This is a genomic window from Streptomyces sp. CLV115 (assembly GCF_038448545.1).
In the GTDB taxonomy this organism is placed as follows: Bacteria; Actinomycetota; Actinomycetes; order Streptomycetales; family Streptomycetaceae; genus Streptomyces; species Streptomyces sanglieri.
In genome coordinates, this window is sequence record NZ_JBCEWQ010000085.1 from 18,443 (window position 1) to 36,254 (window position 17,812).

The following is a 17,812-nucleotide window of genomic DNA, read 5'->3' on the forward strand; positions in this document are numbered from 1 at the left end:
CGTCGCGGGCGTCGAGGACGGGGAGTTCGGCGCCGCCCGGCCTGGACCGGCCCCACACCGGCCCGACCGCCCCGCCGTGCCGCGCATGGCGGGGCGGTCGGGTGTCCAAAAGCCGGTGCCCCGGGGCCGGCCGCGCTCAGCCCGCCGGGACCGGGGCCGGGCGGGCCGGCTTCTCCTCGGTGGCCGGGGCCTGCGGGGCCACCGGTCCGGCGGCCGGGCGCAGGAGCACGGCGCAGGCGAGGGCGGCCAGCAGGGCGAGTGAGGCCGAGACGGTGAGGCAGAGCCGCATGCCGTCGAGGAAGGAGTCGCCCAGGGCGGTCAGGGCCGGTCCGGTGGCGGCGTCCAGGTCGAGCCCGGCCACGGCGCCGAGTCCCTGCTCGCGGGCGGTGTCGAGGACGCGGGCACCGGCCTCGGCGGGCACCCCCGCGTCGGCGAGGCGGCCGGGCAGCGCGTCCAGGGCCCGGGTGGTCAGCAGGGCGCCGAGCACGGCAGGACCGAGGGCGCCACCGACCTGGCGGAAGGCGTTGTTCCCGGCGGCGGCCATCCCGGCCAGGTGGTACGGGACGGAGGACACCGCGGAGGCGGTCATCGGGGTGAGTACGCCACCCATGCCGAGGCCCAGCAGGGCCAGCCGCCAGACGATCGAGCCGAAGGAGGTGTCGGCGTCGACGCCGGTCAGCGAGAGCATCGCGCCCGCCGCGACGACCAGACCCGCGGTGATCAGGACCCGGGCGGAGACCCGGTGCATCAGGCGTCCGATGGGCGCGCCGACGACGAGGGCCACCCCGGACACCATCACCATGCGCAGCCCCGCCTCGATCGTGGTCAGGTGCTGGACCATGCCGAAGTAGAGGCTCAGCACGAAGAAGAAGCCGATCAGCCCGAGGAAGCTGATCATGGCGACCAGGGCGGTGGCGGTGAAGGCCGGGCTGCGGAACAGCGCCAGGTCGAGCATCGGGCTGGCGCTGCGGCGCTCCACGACGACGAACACGACGGCGGAGACCGCGCCGAGCACCAGGGCCGTCACCACGGCGGGCTCGCCGAAGCCGTCCGCGCCGCCCTCGATGACGCCGTAGACGACCGCGGTGACCGCGACGGCCGCGGTGATCTGTCCGGGCCAGTCGAGCCGGCGGCCGTGCGGGGCGCGCGAGTCGGGCAGCAGGAACGCCGCGACGACCAGCACGATCAGGGAGACCGGCACGGGCAGGAGGAAGATCCAGCGCCACGCGACGTGCTCCAGCAGCACGCCCGCTATCAGCGGGCCCACGGCGAGCGAGGCCATCAGGGACATCGCCCACAGGCCGATGAACCTGCCGCGCTCCCGGTGGTCGGGGACCGCGTGGCTGATCAGGGCCAGCGTCGTCGGCAGCAGCGCCGCCGCCCCCAGCCCGGAGGCGGCCTGCCCCACCCACAGGGCGTGCACCGAGTCCGAGAACAGCGAGATCGCCGCGCCCAGCGCGCAGAGGGCCATGCCCGCCTGGAAGACCCGCTTGCGGCCGTGGACGTCGCCCCACACCCCGGTGGTCAGGATCAGCGCGGCCATCGGCAGCACGAAGGCGTCCGAGACCCAGGACAGCTGGGACGTGGAGGCGCCCAGAGCCCGCTGGATGGCCGGCAGGCTCACCGACACGGTGGTCACGGGGAGGTAGGCGACGAAGACGCCCAGGCAGGCCATGACGAGCGTGACGCCCCGCCCTGATCTGTCCTGTGTCGTTGCGGAATTCACGAAGAGGTTCCTTCTGCTGCGGGGTGGGTGCCGCGCGGGCACCGGCTGCGATGTGAGCTCCGCCGTCCGGCGGGCGCCCGCTCACGGGAGCTCCGGCGCACCACCGCGTTCCGCGCGGTCCGCCGATCACCCGCAGAGCCGCCGACCAGCTTCGCCCCGACCGTCGATCAATCCCCAAGCGATCCCGGCATACGTCACAGAACCTCCGATCACGGGGCTTCCCGTGTGACCATTCATCCATGCCTGACGACCTTGACCGCAAAATCATCCATGGACTGAACTGCTCGCCGCGGGTCTCCTTCCGCCGCCTCAGCCAGGTCGTCGGGGTGTCCGAGCAGACCGTGGCCCGCCGCTACGAAACCCTGCGCCGCAATGGCGTGGTCCGCGTCGTCGGGCTGAGCAGCCCGGCCGCCCACGGCCGGTCCGAGTGGATCGCGCGGCTGCGCTGCCGCCCGGACGCCGTGGGGCCCCTCGCGGAGTCCCTGGCCCGCCGGCCGGAGGTCGCGTACACCAGCATCGCGTCCGGCGGTTCGGAGATCATCTGCATCATCCGTTCGCCCGCCGGGACCGCCCGCGACGACGTGCTGCTGCGGCAGCTTCCCCGGGCCGCCTCGGTCCTGGACCTGAACGTCGACCTGCTCGTGCACGGCTTCGGCTCCCCGGACACGGCCGGCTGGACCGGGCGGGAGGGCTCGCTCACCGACGAGCAGGTGCGGATGCTGACCGCGGAGCTCCCCACCCCCAGCGGGCCCCCGCTCACCCCGACCGAGGAGGACCGCCCGCTCCTCGAAGCGCTGGCGGAGGACGGCCGCGCCTCCCACACCCGCCTCTCGGAAGCCACCGGCTGGTCCAAGCCACGCGTGGCCCGCCGGCTGGAGGCCCTGGAGGGCAGCGGGTCGCTGGTCTTCGACATCGACGCCGTGCCCGAACGCCTCGGCTACGAGCTCAACGCCACCCTCTGGCTCCAGGTCGAGCTGCCCCGGCTCCAGGAGATCGGCGAGGAGATCAGCAGGCACGACGAGTGCGCCTTCGCCGCGGCCATCAGCGGCAGGCACAACATCATGGCCGTGGTCATCTGCAAGGACACCCCGGACTTCTACCGCTACCTCAGCGGCCGCTTCGCCCGTACCGAAGGCATCAGGGGTTACGAGATCAGTGTGCGGGTGCGCCGCCTCAAGCAGGCCGCCTCCCTCATCCTCAACGGGCGGCTCATCCACCCCGCGCTCGCCTGACCCGGGCGCGGGGCGGGCCGTGTCCGCCTCGGTCAGGTCCCCGCGACCGCCTGCGAGAAACCGTAGTTCGTCACCGTCAGGCCGCCGTCCACGCGCAGCGTCGTCCCGGTGATCCAGGCCGCGTCGCGGGAGGCGAGGAAGGCGACGGCGGAGGCGATGTCCTCCGGCTCGCCGACCCGGCCGAGCGGGTAGAGGCCGCTCACCCGGGCCAGTTCGGCGTCGCGGCCCGCCCAGGCGGCGGTGCGGACGGTGCCGGGGGCGACCAGGTTGACGCGCACGCCGCGCGGTCCGGCGTGGCCGGCCAGGGTGCGGGTCAGGCTTGCCAGGCCCGCCTTGGCCGCGCTGTAGCCGTGGTTGCCGAAGTCCTGCTCGCCGTTGACCGAGCCGATGTTGACGATCGCGCCCCGGCCGGAGGCCACCAGGTACGGGAGGGCGGCGCGGGCGCAGCGGTAGGGGCCGGTGAGGGTGATGTCCAGGTCGCGCTGCCAGGACTCGTCGGGCTGGTCCTCGAAGAGCGGGACGTCTCTGGTGCAGGAGTACGCGTTGTTGACCAGCACGTCCAGGGAGCCGAAGGCGGCGACCGCGTGGGCGACCGCCGCCTCGACGGCCGCCTGGTCGGCCACGTCGCAGGGCAGCGACTCGGCGGCGCCGCCCGTCTCGCGTATCGCGGCGGCGGTGCGCTCCGCGCGGTCCCCGTGCAGGTCGGTGACCAGGACCCGGGCGCCCTCCGAGGCCAGTCGGCGGGCCGTGGCCGCGCCGATGCCCTGGCCCGCTCCGGTGATGAGTACGCCGTGGCCGTCGAATCGCGGACCCGTGGGGTGTGGAGTAGTCATGGCGCCGACCGTACTGCCCTGATCAGGGCCTGGGCTCGGGGATCGGCGGTTACTCCCTTCTGCAGACCGTTCGTCACATATCCGAAGGCGATGCCGGATTCGGGGTCGGCGAACCCGAGGGAGCCGCCCCGGCCGGGGTGGCCGAACGAGCCGGGGGCGAGCAGCGGGGACGCCGGGCCGTGGAGCATGTGGCCGAGGCCGAAGCGGGTGTTGACGACCAGGACCCGGTCGGGGCCCGCGGACTCCTCGGTGCGGGCCAGGGTGAGGGTGGCCGGGGCGAACAGGCGGTGGCCGTCGACCGGGCCGATCATCGCGGCGTAGCAGCGGGCCAGCGCGCGGGCGGTGGCGATGCCGTTGGAGGCGGGGAGTTCGGCCGCCCGGTAGCCGGGGTCGTTCTCGTCGGGGAGCGGGTCGATGGCCCCGAAGGCGCGGCGGGTGAGGGACTGCGGGTCGCGGTAGGCCTCGCTGACGGAGCGTTTGGGGCGCAGCCGCAGGACGCCGCCGTTGCCGTGGCCCGCGGCGGGCGTCTCGACCGGGCCGACCCGGCCCACCCGGTGCGCCTCGTCCGCCGGGAGGCCGAACCAGAAGTCCAGGCCGAGCGGGCGGGCGATCTCCTCGGCGATCCAGCGGCCGACGGTGCGTCCGGTGACCCGGCGCACCAGTTCGCCGATGAGCCAGCTGTAGGTCTGGGCGTGGTAGCCGTGGTCGGTGCCGGGTTCCCACTGGGGGCGCTGGGCGGCGACGGCCTGCGGGCCGGAGATCCCGTCGGCCGCCTCGGAGGGGGTCAGCGGGCAGTCGAGCGCGGGGATGCCGGCCCGGTGGGACAGGAGGTGGCGGACGAGTACGCGTTCCTTGCCGGCCGCCTTGAACTCCGGCCAGTACGTGCCGATCGGGGCGTCCAGGTCGAGCTGGCCGCGCTGGTGCAGCAGCAGCGGTACGGCGGCGGCGATGCCCTTGCCCGCCGAGCGGACGATCTGCACGGTGTCCACGGCCCAGGGTTCGACGCCGTCGACGTCTCTGGTGCCGGCCCAGAGGTCGACGACCTTGTGCCCGTCCCGGTAGACGGTGACGGCCGCGCCGCGTTCACCGCGCTGTTCGAAGTTACCGATGAAGGCATCCCTGACCGGTTCGAATCCGGCCGCCACCGTGCCGCGTACGTCCACGTCTGCTCCTGCGCTCCCGCTCATCCCCCCATGGTGCATCCCGTCGCGGGCGGCAGGAGTGGCAGGTCACCTCATGTTCACAGTCACGGAACGCGGGTCGAAGCCGAAGGGCAGCTCCAGGCGGTGTTCACGCATCAGCTTCTCGTCGCAGAGCAGGTCCTGGGTGCGGTCGTCGGCGGCGATGACGCCCTCGCTGAGGATCACCGCGCGCGGGCAGAGCTCCAGTGCGTACGGCAGGTCGTGCGTGACCATGAGCACGGTGACGTCCAGGGACCGCAGGATGTCGGCGAGTTCGCGCCGCGAGGCCGGGTCCAGGTTGGAGGACGGCTCGTCCAGGACGAGGATCTCCGGCCGCATGGCGAGGACGGTGGCGACGGCGACGCGGCGGCGCTGGCCGAAGGAGAGGTGGTGCGGCGGGCGGTTCGCGTACTCCGCCATGCCGACCTGTTCCAGCGCCTCGGTGACGCGTGCCTCCAGCTCGGCGCCGCGCAGCCCGGAGGCGGCCGGTCCGAAGGCGACGTCCTCGCGGACGGTGGGCATGAAGAGCTGGTCGTCGGGGTCCTGGAAGACGATGCCGACGCGGCGGCGGATCTCGGCGAGGTTGCGCTTGTCGACCGGGAGACCGGCGACCCGGACGGTGCCGGCCCCGGCGTCGAGGATGCCGTTGAGGTGCAGGACGAGGGTGGTCTTTCCGGCGCCGTTGGGGCCGAGCAGGGCGACGCGTTCGCCCCGGGCGACCGTGAGGTCCACCCCGAAGAGCGCCTGGTGGCCGTCGGGGTAGGCGTAGGCGAGGCCGCTGACTTCCAGGGACGGGGCGGGGGCGGTGGGCCGGTTCATAGGGTCCATCCCAGCAGACAGACGGCGAGGGCGAGGACGGGGAGTGCCGCGGCGTACGCCCACTGGGTGCGGGAGGCGGTCACCTCGTCGATGACCGGCATGGATCCGGCGTAGCCGCGGCTGACCATCGCGAGGTGGACGCGTTCGCCGCGCTCGTAGGACCGGATGAACAGGGCGCCCGCCGATTTGGCCAGGACGCCCCACTGCCGTACGCCGCGCGCCTCGAAGCCCCGGGAGCGGCGGGCGATCGACATCCGGCGCATCTCGTCGGTGATGACGTCGCCGTACCGGATCATGAAGGAGGCGATCTGGACGAGCAGCGGCGGCAGCTTGAGCCGCTGGAGGCCGAGCAGCAGCGAGCGCAGTTCGGTGGTGGAGGCCAGGAGCACGGAGGCGGCGACGCCGAGGGTGCCCTTGGCGAGGACGTTCCAGGCGCCCCAGAGGCCGGGGACGCTGACGGAGAGGCCGAGTACGTGGGTCTGCTCGCCGGGCACCACGAACGGCATGAGCAGCGCGAACGCGACGAACGGCACCTCGATGAGCAGCCGCTTGAGCAGAAAGCCCGCCGGGATGCGGGCCAGCGCGGTGACCACGCCGAGCAGCACCGCGTACAGCGCGAACGCCCACATCGACTCGCGGGGCGTCGAGACGACGACCACGACGAAGCAGAAGGCGGCGGCGATCTTGCAGTGCGGCGGCAGGTCGTGGATCGGCGAGTGGCCGTGCCGGTAGAGCCGGTGTGCGTGACCCGCGCCCATGTCAGACGGATTCCGTGTCGTGCGTGGTGTCCGCGGGGGCGTCCGGCGTACGGCGGCGGCGGACCACGTAGAAGACTCCGCTGCCGACGACGACGGTGGCGGCGACGCCGATGACCCCGGCGAGGCCGCCGGAGATCCGGGCGTCGGACACGTCCTTGACGCCGTAGTCAGCGAGCGGGGAGTCCTTGGCCGCGTGCTCCTCGGTCTTCTTGTCGATGCCCTGGTCGGCGGCGACCTTCTCCAGACCGTCGGGGTTCGAGGAGGCGTAGTAGGAGACGAAGCCCGCCAGGACGAGGGCGGTGACCAGGCCGGCGGCCCAGATCCTGCGGTGCGAGCGGGCGGCGACCGGGGCGGCCGGGGCGGAGGCCGGGGCCGGGGCGTCGACCAGTTCGCCGTCGATCCGGAGCTTGAGCGAGGAGCCGAGCCCGCGGGCGCCGTGCACCAGGTCGGGGCGTACGGCGATGACGGCGCCGACGGTCAGCGCGGTGATCACGGCCTCGCCGATGCCGATCAGGACGTGGACCCCGACCATCGCGGTGAAGACCTTGCCGATCGGGATGTCGGTGGTGCCGCCGATCCAGTAGATCAGCGTGAAGACGCCGGCCGCGGCCGGCACGGAGACCAGGGCGGCGACGAAGGACGCGGCGGTCACCGAGCGCCGGGTCTTCGGCAGCACCCCGAGCAGTCCGCGGAAGAGCGCGTAGGCGACGACGGTGGTCGTGATGCCCATGTCGAGGACGTTCACGCCGAGCGCGGTGAGGCCGCCGTCGGCGAAGAGGATGCCCTGCATGAGCAGGACGACGGTCACACAGAGCACGCCGGTGTACGGCCCGACCAGGATCGCGGCCAGCGCTCCGCCCAGCAGATGTCCGCTGGTGCCGGCCGCGACCGGGAAGTTCAGCATCTGTACGGCGAAGATGAACGCGGCGACCAGACCGGCGAGCGGCGCGGTGCGCTCGTCCAGCTCCCGCCGGGCGCCCCGCAGGCTGACGGCGACCGCACCCGCGGCGACGACTCCGGCGGCGGCGGAGACGGGCGCGTTGATGAATCCGTCGGGTACATGCATGGGGGCTCCGCTTCCTGCGGTCGTGCGCGGCCGCGGACGATGTCGTGAACCGCTCAATGATAGGGCCTTGTTGCAAACCCTTCGCAAGAGCGGCTCCGTCACAACTGCTCCCCGCGTCCGTGCGCAGCCGTTCCTCTCATCCATGCGCAGCCGTTCCCCGCACTCGTACGCAGCCGCTCCCCGCGCCAGTGGCCGGAAATGTGCGACATTGGATGGCGAAGCAGTACACACAGGAGGAGTCGTGTCATGCCCCCCGTGATCCAGGAGCAGGCGGATGCCTGGCTCGTCAACGACACCCCCGATCTCCCGGCGATACCGGTCGACCTGCTGTACGACGCCGACAAGGACCCGCGCACCGTCCATGTCGCGTTCCCCGGCGGCGCCGACTGGGCATTCGGCCGCGATCTGCTGGAGGGCGGACTGCGCGGCCCCACCGAGCGCGGCGGCATCCGCGTCTGGCCCTGCGGACGGACCCAGCTGGTCGTGGAGAACCACTCGGCCGACGGCGTCGAGGTGGTGCAGTTCGACAGCGCCCCGCTGATCCGCTTCCTGCACCGGACGCACACCGAGAGCACCAAGCCGCCCGCGCACGCCTAGGGCCTCCGTCCGGATCGTGCCGGACCGCCGCAGAACCGCATGAGAGAAGCCCCCGTGCCGCTCGCACGGGGGCTTCTCTCATCGCCCCGGTCCCCCGTCCCCACAGGTAACCGGCGCTTCCGGGGCCGCGCTCCGCTCAGACGCGGGCCCGGAGACTCGTCGCGGCTCTCGCCTCGCGGCTCAGACCCGGGTCAGCTCGCGCTCGCCCCCGCTCTCACCGCCGGGCGTCTCGTCGAGCTGCTCACGCAGCCCCTCGCCCTCCACGTCCACGTTCGGCAGGATCCGGTCCAGCCAGCGCGGCAGCGACCAGGCGCGGTGGCCGAGCAGGGCCAGGACCGCGGGCACGATCGCCATGCGGACCACGAACGCGTCGAAGAAGACGGCGATGGCGAGCGAGAAGCCGATCATCTTGACCATCTGCTCGCTGGAGCCGATGAAGCCGGCGAAGACCGCCATCATGATCACGGCCGCGGCCGTGACGACCCGGGCGCCGTGCCGGAATCCGGTGACGATCGCCTGGCCGGGCTTCTCGCCGTGGACGTACGCCTCGCGCATCCGGGTCACGAGGAAGACCTCGTAGTCCATCGCGAGGCCGAAGACCACGCCCACCATGAAGATCGGCATCATCGACATGATCGGGCCGGGCTGTTCCACCCCGAAGAGCGAGCCCAGCCAGCCCCACTGGAAGACCGCGACGACCGCGCCCAGGGCCGCGACGACCGAGAGCAGGAAGCCGAGGGCCGCCTTCAGCGGCACCAGCACCGACCGGAAGACCACCATCAGGAGCAGGAAGGCCAGGCCGACGACGAGCGCCAGGTACGGCAGCAGCGCGTCGTTCATCTTCTGCGAGAAGTCGATGTTCATCGCGGTGGAGCCGGTGACCAGGACCTCGGCGCCGGTGTCGGACTTGATGTCCTTGCCCGCGTCCCGGATCGCGTGGACCACGTTCTCCGTGTCGACGGAGCTCGGCCGGTCCTTCGGGACCACGGTGATCATCGCGGCGTCGCCGGCCTTGTTGAACTGGGCCGGGGTGACGGCGACGACGCCCTTGATGCCGGAGATCTCGTCGGTGACCTGCTTGGCGGCGGTCTTGCCGTCGGAGCTGTTCGCGGTGTCGACGACGACCATCAGCGGCCCGTTGAACCCGGGGCCGAAGCCGTCGGACAGCAGGTCGTAGGCGCGCCGCTGGGTGGTGCTGGTGGGCTGGGAGCCCTCGTCGGGCAGGCCCATCTCCAGGGAGGCGACCGGTACGGCCACCGCGCCGAGGCCGATGACGCCGACCAGAAGCACCCACACCGGCTTGCGCAGCACGAACCGCGCCCAGCGGGTGCCCATGTTCGGCTTGTCCTCGGTGCTGTCCGGGGCCCCTGCCGCCTTGCGCGCCTTGCGTCCCAGGACCCGCTTCCCGGCGAAGCCCAGCAGGGCCGGGACCAGGGTGAGCGCGATGAGTACGGCGATGGCGACGGTGCCGGCCGCGGCGAAGCCCATCTTCGACAGCATCGGGATGTTCACGACGGCGAGGCCGACCAGCGCGATGACGACGGTGAGACCGGCGAAGACGACGGCGGAGCCCGCCGTGCCGACGGCCCGTCCGGCCGCCTCCTCGCGTTCCCTGCCCTCGGCCAGCTCGGCGCGGTAGCGGGAGACGATGAAGAGCGCGTAGTCGATGCCGACCGCGAGGCCGATCATCATCGCCAGGGTGGAGGTGGTGGAGCCCAGGTCCAGCACGTTCGCCAGCGCGGTGATCGTCGAGACACCGATGCCGACGCCGATCAGGGCGGTGAGCAGCGGCAGCCCGGCGGCGATCAGCGAGCCGAAGGTGATGACCAGCACGATCGCGGCGATCGCGACACCGATGATCTCGGTGGCCCCGGTCTCCGGCATCACCAGGAGCGCGTCACCGCCGATCTCCACGGTCATCCCGCTCTTCTGCGCCGCGTGGCCCGCGTCCTCCAGGGCGTCCCGGGTCTCGTCGGTCAGCTCCATCGAGTTGACCTTGTAGGAGACCGAGACGTACGCCGTGGAGCCGTCCTTGCTGACGGCTCCGGCGGTGTACGGGTCGGAGACCGAGGCGATCTGGTCCGAGCCCGACTTCAGCTCGCCGATGACCTTGTTGACCTCGGCCTTGTTCGCCGGGTCGGACATCTTCCCGCTGTCGGGCGCCTTGAAGACGACCCGGGCGGTCGCACCGTCCGCACTGCCCCCCGGGAAGCGCTGTTCCAGCAGGTCGAAGGCGCGCTGCGCCTCCGTGCCCGGGATCGAGAAGGAGCTGGAGGTGGCGGTGGACGCGGAGGCCGCGCCGAATCCGGCGAGCGCCAGCAGTGCCACCCAGATCAGGGCGACATAGCGGCGGCGCCGGAAGGCAAGCCGTCCGAGCTTGTAGAGGAATGTGGCCACGGGGGCGTACTCCCGGTCAGGTCGTGTGAGTGGAAAAGGGCGTGAGGAACCAGCCCGACGACGAGAGCGGCGTGTCAGGTGGGGCTTGGGGAGGGGCGGTGCGACGGGGACGGACCACGCGGGGCGGTCCGGGCAGTCAGACTCCGAGGGCGGGGAAGACCACGGATTCGACGTAATCGTTGAGGAACGCCTGGTCGACCGAGCGGTCCTCGACCATCTGCCGGGCGGCGAAGGCGCCGATCAACATGTGTGAGACGTATTTCAGCGCCGGATTGTCCGGACGCACCTCACCCCGGTCCACGGCTCGGCGCAGCAGCCGGTCGAGGCCGGTCATCTCCGGCTCGATCAGCAGGTCGCGCAGGGCCTGATAGAGATCGGGATTCTCGTGGACGGCATGGCTCAGGCCCCGCATCAGCGCGGAGTCCTTCTCCATCTGGCAGTCGTCGGTACGGCCCAGCACGGCGTGGAAGTCGCCGCGCAACGACCCGGTGTCGATCTCTTCGAGGGACACCGGCTTGTTGTGCCGCAGGGCCTTGACGACCAGCTCCGGCTTGCTCCCCCACTGGCGGTAGAGGGTGGCCTTGCTGGAACGGGTGCGGGCGGCGACGGCGTCCATGGTCAGGGCGTCGTAACCGACCTCGCGGAGCAGGTCGAGCACGGCGGCGTACAGCTCGCTCTCGCGCTCGGGTGTGAGCCGGGTGCGTGCCACGTGTCGACCTCCTGTTCGGGTTCTCGTACGTCAGTCAATCGAACGAAACTGTTTCGTACACATCGACGGTACCCCGGCCGTCCAGCGAAACGAAATCGTTTCGCTTGTGTTCCGCACCACAACCGGTACCGCGTCACGAGTTGCCGGGGCCCTTCCACGCGGAAAGCATTGAAGGGTGAGTGACGACGCCGCGTATCTCCGTTTCCCGCACCTCCACGACGATCTGCTCTGCTTCGCGGCCGAGGACGACCTCTGGGTCGCCCCCCTCGCGCCCGAGGGGGAGCGGCCCGGCCGCGCCTGGCGGCTGACCATCGACCGGACCCGGGTCAGTCATCCGCGCTTCTCGCCCGACGGGAGCCGTATCGCGTACACGACCTGGCGCACCCTCGATCCCGAGATCCATCTCGCGCCGGTGGACGGCGGCCCGGCCCGCCGGCTCACCTACTGGGGGTCGACGGACACCCGGGTCTGCGGCTGGACCCCCGATCCCGGGGACGCCGCCCAGATCCTCGCCGTGTCCTCGCACAGCCAGCCGTTCTCGCACATCTCCTGGGCCTACAGCGTCCCCACCGACGGCAGCCCCGGCGGCAAACTGCCCTGGGGCCCGGTCTCCGGCATCGACGTCGCCGACATCGACGACGAGCGGCGCACCCTGCTGCTCACCGGCACCCCGCCGCACGAACCCGCCGCCTGGAAGCGGTACCGGGGCGGCGCGACCGGCCGGCTGTGGCTGCACGGCAAACGGCTGCTCCCGGACATCGGCGGCCATCTCGACTCACCGATGTTCGTCGGCGGCCGGATCGCCTTCCTCTCCGACCACGAGGGCGTCGGCAATCTCTACTCCTGCCGCCCCGACGGCGGCGATCTGCGCCGCCACACGAACCACGACGCCTTCTACGCCCGGCACGCCTCCAGCGACGGGCACCGGGTCGTCTACCAGTGCGCGGGCGATCTGTGGCTGGTGGACGACCTGGCGTCGCCGGACGCGGTGCCGCGCAAGCTGTCGGTCCGGCTCGGCGGGCCGCGCACCGGGCGGCGCGTCCACCAGGTCCCGGCCGCCAGCAACGTCGACTCGCTCTCCGTGGACGAGACGGGCCGGGCCAGCGCCGTCACCGTACGCGGCAGCCTGTACTGGCTGACCCATCGCGACGGCCCCGCCCGCACCATCGCCGACACCCCGGGCGTCCGGGTCCGGCTGCCCGAGATGCTCGGCAGCGGCGGCCAGGTCGCCTACGTCACCGACGCCGACGGCGAGGACGCCATCGAGATCGCGTACCTGCCGCGCGCCAGCGGCGACCGCGAGCCGCGCCGGCTGGCCTCCGGTCAGCTCGGCAGGGTGCACGAGCTGACCGCCGACCCGGACGGCGAACGCCTCGCCATCGCCACGAACGACGGGCGGCTGCTGCTCCTGGACACCGACGAGGAGACCTCCACCGGCGAACCCACCGAGCTGATCCGCTCGATCAACGGCCCGGTCCGCGACCTGGCGTTCTCCCCGGACGGCGCCTGGCTGACCTGGTCGCACCCCGGCATCGGCCGCTCGCTGCGCCAGATCAAGCTGGCCCGCATCCTGGGCACCGGCGCGCCCGTGATCGTCGATGTCACCAACGGCCGCTTCGAGGACGAGAACCCGGTCTTCACCGGCGACGGCCGCTATCTCGCCTTCCTGTCCTGGCGCGGCTTCGACCCGGTGTACGACGTCCACACCGGCGACCTCTCCTTCCCGCTGGGCTGCCGCCCGTACCTGGTGCCGCTCTCCTCCGCCACGCCCTCCCCGTTCGCCCTGTCCCCGGAGGGCCGCCCGGCGGCGGGCGGACTCGACCCGGCCGACGACACCCCCGACATCGGCACGGGCGAGGGCCCGTCGACGGTCACCGTCGAGTTCGAGGGCCTGGAGAACCGGGTGACGCCCTTCCCGGTCTCCGCGTCGAAGTACTCCGCCCTGCACCCGGTGAGCGGCGGCGGACTGGTCTGGCTGCGCTGGCCGATCTCCGGCGCGCTCGGCGAGACCTTCGCCAACCCGGCGGACATGTCGGGCCGCCCCACCCTCGAACACTTCAACATCACCAGGGCCAGGAAGACCGAACTGGTCTCCCATCTCGACTGGTTCGCGGTCAGCGGCGACGCGACCCGGCTGGTCGTCATGGACGAGGGCGAGCTGCGCGCCGTGCCCGCCACCGAGACCGGGGACAGCGACACCACCGTCTACCTGGACCTGCGCCGCATCCTGCACGAGGTCGACCCGGCGGCGGAGTGGCGGCAGGCGTACGAGGAGGGCGGCCGCATCATCCGCTCCTACTTCTGGGAGCCGGAGATGTGCGGCATCGACTGGACGGCGGTGCTCGACCAGTACCGCCCGCTGGTCGAACGGGTCTCCTCCCCCGACGAGTTCGCCGATCTGATGCGCGAGGTCCTGGGCGAACTGGGCACCTCGCACGCGTATGTGGCCCCGGCCCGCCGCAACGAGGGCCCGCCGCACTACCAGCGGGCGATCGGCCTGCTCGGCGCGAACCTGGTGTGCCGGGACGGCGAGTGGATGATCCGGCGCATCCTGCCGGGCGACTCCTCCGACTCCAAGGCCCGCTCCCCGCTGGCCGGTACGGGCATCCGGGAGGGCGCGGTCCTCACCCATGTCGACGGCCGCCCCGTCGACCCGGTGACCGGACCGTACCCGCTCCTCACGGCGGCGGGCGGCACCACCGTCGAGCTGACCTTCCGCCCGGCCGGGGAGGAGGGCCGCTCCCGCCGCGTCGCCGTCGTACCGCTGGTCGACGAGCGGCCGCTGCGCTACCAGGACTGGGTGGCCAAACGCCGTGAAGTAGTAAGGGAGTTGAGCGGCGGCAAGTGCGGCTATCTGCACATCCCCGACATGGGCGGCTCGGGCTGGGCGCAGTTCAACCGGGACCTGCGCATGGAGGTGTCCCGCCCGGCCCTGATCGTCGACGTGCGCGGCAACGCGGGCGGCCACATCAGCGAACTGGTCGTCGAGAAGCTGACCCGCCGGATCCTCGGCTGGGACCTGACCCGCAACGCCCAGCCGGTCAGTTACGCCTCCAACGCCCCGCGCGGCCCCGTGGTCGCCCTGGCCGACGAGGCGACGTCCTCCGACGGCGACATGATCACCGCCGCGTTCCGCCTGCTGAAGCTCGGCCCGGTGGTGGGCCAGCGGACCTGGGGCGGCGTCGTCGGCATGACCGGCCGGACCCGGCTCGGCGACGGCACGGTGATCACGGTGCCGATGAACGCGGCCTGGTTCGACACCTACGGCTGGTCGGTCGAGAACCACGGCGTCGAACCGGACCTGGAGGCGCTGCGCACCCCCCTCGACTGGGCGGAGGGCCGGTACGCGGTGCTCGACGACGCGGTACGGGTCGCCCTGGACCTGCTGGACGCCCAGCCGGCCGCGACCCCGCCGACGTACGACGACGTCCCGGACCGGCGACGGCCGCCGCTGCCGCCGAGGTAGCGGACCGTGCGCGGCGGGCTCCCGGGGTGGCGGACTCCTCGGAGCGCGGGGCCGTCGTGCACGGGCGCTCGCCCACGACCCACATCCGACGCGCCATCATTTTGAAGTCAACCACCCTGCGGAAGCCAATACTTGGCGGTTTCGGGCCAAACACCGGCTCTTCTCACTGCCACCCGACGAGCAAGGTCAGGATGATGCGCGCCCGCCGGTACGACCGGCGCCAACAGATGGGTGAAACAGTGAGAAAGTCCGTGATCCCCCTTGTCGCACTCGCCATGTCGGCGTTGCCCCTGGCAGGTCAGGCGACAGCCTCGCCGACGGGGATCCAGGGGGCCGAAGCACAGCCCTGCCCCCAAGAGGTGTGGGTGGGGGGAGACCTTTCATGCACAATCAGCTACACGGGGTCCAAGTGGTACAACGGCGACTGGGTTGCGCTTCACGCCACCGCCGACAACCTCTGGGTCAACGGGTACACCCCCAACAACGTCGACTTCAAGGTTCGCGTGGTCAACGCGGTCGGCTACCGCGACTCACCGTGGGCGCGAGGCGGCACGGGCAACGGGCTCTCCGTGGGCGACATGGCCCCGACAGACGTCCGTGGTGGACATCTGATCTACGCAAACGGACAGGACCTGTCCGTATGGTGATTCAGCCACGTGCTGTCCCGGTGGCGTCCGCCCCGGCCACCGCGCCGGACGTGACCTGAATCACGCCCTGTCACAGCTCTCCTCCGTCCGGTGTCTTGATGCCGTAAGCAGGCAACGGAACCGGACGGAGACGCAGACACCATGAACAAGAACACCGGCGTGGTCGTGATCGGCGGAGGTTACGCGGGCGTCACCGCCGCCAACCGGCTGGCCCAGCAGGCCGACGTGACCGTCACACTGATCAACCCGCGCCCCGACTTCGTCGAGCGCATCCGCCTCCACCAGCTGGTCGGCGGCAGCAATGACGCCGTCGTCGACTACGCGGAGGTCCTGGCCGGGAACGTCCGGCTGGTGGTCGACAGCGTGGCGACGATCGACGCGGCCGGGCGCGGCGTGGAACTGACCGGCGGCTCGACGGTCGGCTACGACTACCTGATCTACGCGGTGGGCAGCTCCAGCGCCGCACCGGACGTGCCCGGCGCGGCGGAGTTCGCCCACCCGATCGCCACCCTGGAAGAGGCACGGCGGCTGCGGCCGCTCCTCGACGCCGCCCCCGCGACGGCCCCGGTGACCGTGGTCGGATCGGGCCCGACCGGCATCGAGACCGCCGCCGAACTGGCGGAGGAGGGCCGGGCCGTGACCCTGGTCTGCGGCGAGGAGCTCGGCCCGTACCTGCACCCCCGGGGCCGCCGCGCGGTCGCCCGGACCCTCGCCGGGCTCGGGGTGACCGTGGTCGAAGGCCCGGGCGCGCGGGTGGCCGCCGTGACCGGCGACGCCGTACGGCTCGACGACGGCCGCGAACTCCCCAGCCGGGTCACCGTCTGGGCCGCCGGATTCAGCGTGCCGGACCTGGCCGCCCGCAGCGGGCTGAGCACCGACGCCGCGGGCCGCCTGCGCACCGACGAGACGCTGACCAGCGTGGACGACCCGCGCATCGTCGCGGCCGGGGACGCGGCGGCACCGGCCGGCACGCCGTTCCGGATGAGCTGCCAGGCCGCGGGCCAGCTGGGCTCGCGCGCCGCCCGCACGGTGCTCAGCCGGGTCGCGGGCGAGCGGCCCGCACCCCTGAAGGTGCGGTTCGCCGGCCAGTGCATGAGCCTGGGCCGCCGCACCGGGATCTTCCAGTTCGCCTCCGTGAACGACCACGCGATCCCGCTGCTCCTGGGTGGCCGCCCGGGTGCGAAGCTCAAGGAGACCGTCTGCAGGGCCACCGTCAAGCAGCTGGTGAACGAGGCCCGCAAGAGCGGCCCGCGTGCCGGACGCGCCGAGGCACCGGCCACCGCCGGGCAAACGGCCTGAGCCCCGCGGGCCGAGCGCTGATCGCCGAGGAGAGGCAAGAAGTGAACGACGACCACGCCACCACCGACCCGGCGACCGAGGCCTTCGTCGCCCATCGCAACCTGCTCTTCACCGTCGCCTACGAGATGCTGGGGTCGGCGGCCGACGCGGAGGACGTCCTCCAGGAGACCTGGCTGCGATGGGTCGAGGTCGACCCGGAAAAGGTGCAGGACCAGCGCGCCTACCTGGTCCGGATCACCACCCGGCAGTCCCTCAACCGGCTGCGCACGCTGTCGCGCCGCAGGGAGGCGTACGTCGGTCCCTGGCTTCCCGAACCGGTGCTCACCGCGCCGGACGTGGCCGAGGACGTCGAGCTCGCCGAGAGTGTGTCGATGGCCCTGATGCTCGTCCTGGAGACCCTGTCGCCGACGGAGCGCGCCGTCTTCGTGCTGCGCGAGGTCTTCGCCGTCGACTACGACGAGATCGCCGCCGCCGTCGAGAAGACCCCCGCGGCCGTCCGCCAGATCGCACACCGTGCCCGCAAGCACGTCGATGCCCGCCGCCCCCGTGCGGCGGTCTCGGCGAGCGTGTCCCGGGCGGCGGTGGACTCGTTCCGGCGCGCCCTGGAGACCGGGGACCTCCAGGGCCTGCTCGACGTGCTCGCCCCCGACGTGGTCCTCCTCGGCGACGGCGGCGGCATCAAGCAGGCGGCCCGGCGGCCGATCGTCGGCGCCGACAAGGTGGCCCGTTACCTCGTCGGCGGCGCCGGCAAGAACACCGCCACGATCACCATCAGCCCCACCCTGGCCAACGGGAACCCGGCGTTCCTGCTGCGCCTGGACGGCGTCGTCGACGGCGTCGTGGCGTTCCGGATCGAGGACGCCCACATCACCGGCCTCTACTACGTCCGCAACCCGGAGAAGCTGACCCGCGTCGGCTCCGAGACCCCGCTCACCCTGCGCTGACCTCCTTCACCGGCCCGCCCCTCGTCGAGGAGCGGGCCGGGGGCCCGCAACTCGCACCAGACCGTCTTCCCGTACGGCCCCTGCTCGATCCCCCACCCCAGCGCCAACCCGTCCACCAGCACCAGCCCCCGCCCCCAC

At 72.3% G+C, this 17,812-nt stretch carries 14 protein-coding genes and 1 pseudogene; 6 read left to right on the forward strand and 9 right to left on the reverse strand.

The window, feature by feature from the left end:
* Positions 1–136: 136 nt before the first annotated feature.
* A complete protein-coding gene (locus AADR41_RS26060) occupies positions 137–1,675 on the reverse strand; it encodes a DHA2 family efflux MFS transporter permease subunit (RefSeq protein ID WP_342283847.1) in 1,539 nt (512 codons plus the stop codon).
* 290 nt (positions 1,676–1,965) lie between these two features.
* Here AADR41_RS26060 and AADR41_RS26065 point away from each other — a divergent pair, with 290 nt between their 5' ends.
* Positions 1,966–2,958 (forward strand): Lrp/AsnC family transcriptional regulator, encoded by a 993-nt coding sequence (locus AADR41_RS26065; protein ID WP_342283835.1) that lies wholly within the window; start codon positions 1,966–1,968, stop codon positions 2,956–2,958.
* A gap of 32 nt (positions 2,959–2,990) precedes the next feature.
* Here AADR41_RS26065 and AADR41_RS26070 read toward each other — a convergent pair whose 3' ends face one another.
* The 5 genes from AADR41_RS26070 to AADR41_RS26090 all read right to left on the reverse strand — a co-directional run bounded on the left by AADR41_RS26070 (position 2,991) and on the right by AADR41_RS26090 (position 7,615).
* A complete protein-coding gene (locus tag AADR41_RS26070; protein WP_342283836.1) occupies positions 2,991–3,791 on the reverse strand; it encodes an SDR family NAD(P)-dependent oxidoreductase in 801 nt (266 codons plus the stop codon).
* Positions 3,788–4,954 (reverse strand): serine hydrolase domain-containing protein, encoded by a 1,167-nt coding sequence (locus AADR41_RS26075; protein ID WP_342283848.1) that lies wholly within the window; start codon positions 4,952–4,954, stop codon positions 3,788–3,790. Before AADR41_RS26075 ends, AADR41_RS26070 begins: the two co-directional genes overlap by 4 nt.
* A gap of 66 nt (positions 4,955–5,020) precedes the next feature.
* Positions 5,021–5,791, reverse strand: a complete 771-nt coding sequence (locus AADR41_RS26080; protein WP_342283837.1) for an energy-coupling factor ABC transporter ATP-binding protein — start codon at positions 5,789–5,791, stop codon at positions 5,021–5,023.
* Positions 5,788–6,549 carry a cobalt ECF transporter T component CbiQ gene (gene cbiQ / locus AADR41_RS26085; RefSeq protein WP_342283838.1) on the reverse strand — a complete coding sequence of 254 codons (762 nt, stop codon included), beginning with the start codon at positions 6,547–6,549 and terminating at the stop codon, positions 5,788–5,790. The genes AADR41_RS26080 and cbiQ overlap by 4 nt, the downstream gene beginning before the upstream one ends.
* A 1-nt stretch (position 6,550) precedes the next feature.
* Positions 6,551–7,615, reverse strand: a complete 1,065-nt coding sequence (locus AADR41_RS26090; protein ID WP_342283839.1) for an energy-coupling factor ABC transporter permease — start codon at positions 7,613–7,615, stop codon at positions 6,551–6,553.
* A 246-nt stretch (positions 7,616–7,861) separates the two neighbouring features.
* Between AADR41_RS26090 and AADR41_RS26095 the strand changes: the two genes are divergently transcribed.
* Positions 7,862–8,212: an SsgA family sporulation/cell division regulator gene (locus AADR41_RS26095; protein WP_342283840.1), complete on the forward strand. Its 351-nt coding sequence runs from the start codon at positions 7,862–7,864 to the stop codon at positions 8,210–8,212.
* Between the two features lie 180 nt (positions 8,213–8,392).
* Here the strand turns inward: AADR41_RS26095 and AADR41_RS26100 are convergent, their stop codons facing one another.
* Together AADR41_RS26100 and AADR41_RS26105 are read right to left on the reverse strand one after the other, a co-directional pair.
* Positions 8,393–10,609: an MMPL family transporter gene (locus AADR41_RS26100; RefSeq protein WP_342283841.1), complete on the reverse strand. Its 2,217-nt coding sequence runs from the start codon at positions 10,607–10,609 to the stop codon at positions 8,393–8,395.
* A 136-nt stretch (positions 10,610–10,745) separates the two neighbouring features.
* Entirely contained in the window at positions 10,746–11,318 is a 573-nt protein-coding gene (locus tag AADR41_RS26105; protein WP_342283842.1) for a TetR/AcrR family transcriptional regulator, read from the reverse strand.
* Between the two features lie 175 nt (positions 11,319–11,493).
* Between AADR41_RS26105 and AADR41_RS26110 the strand changes: the two genes are divergently transcribed.
* The 4 genes from AADR41_RS26110 (at position 11,494) to AADR41_RS26125 (ending at position 17,674) form a co-directional block, all read left to right on the forward strand.
* Entirely contained in the window at positions 11,494–14,784 is a 3,291-nt protein-coding gene (locus AADR41_RS26110; protein WP_342283843.1) for a S41 family peptidase, read from the forward strand.
* A gap of 365 nt (positions 14,785–15,149) precedes the next feature.
* Complete coding sequence (locus AADR41_RS26115) at positions 15,150–15,431, forward strand: hypothetical protein (protein ID WP_342283844.1); 282 nt, start codon at positions 15,150–15,152, stop codon at positions 15,429–15,431.
* Between the two features lie 141 nt (positions 15,432–15,572).
* On the forward strand, positions 15,573–16,730 hold the full coding sequence (locus AADR41_RS26120) for an NAD(P)/FAD-dependent oxidoreductase (RefSeq protein WP_342283845.1): 1,158 nt from the start codon (positions 15,573–15,575) through the stop codon (positions 16,728–16,730).
* A gap of 41 nt (positions 16,731–16,771) precedes the next feature.
* Positions 16,772–17,674 (forward strand): RNA polymerase sigma-70 factor, encoded by a 903-nt coding sequence (locus AADR41_RS26125; protein ID WP_342283846.1) that lies wholly within the window; start codon positions 16,772–16,774, stop codon positions 17,672–17,674.
* Here the strand turns inward: AADR41_RS26125 and AADR41_RS26130 are convergent.
* Positions 17,611–17,812: pseudogene (locus tag AADR41_RS26130) on the reverse strand (hypothetical protein); the annotation flags it as partial. The gene AADR41_RS26125 and the pseudogene AADR41_RS26130 overlap by 64 nt on opposite strands.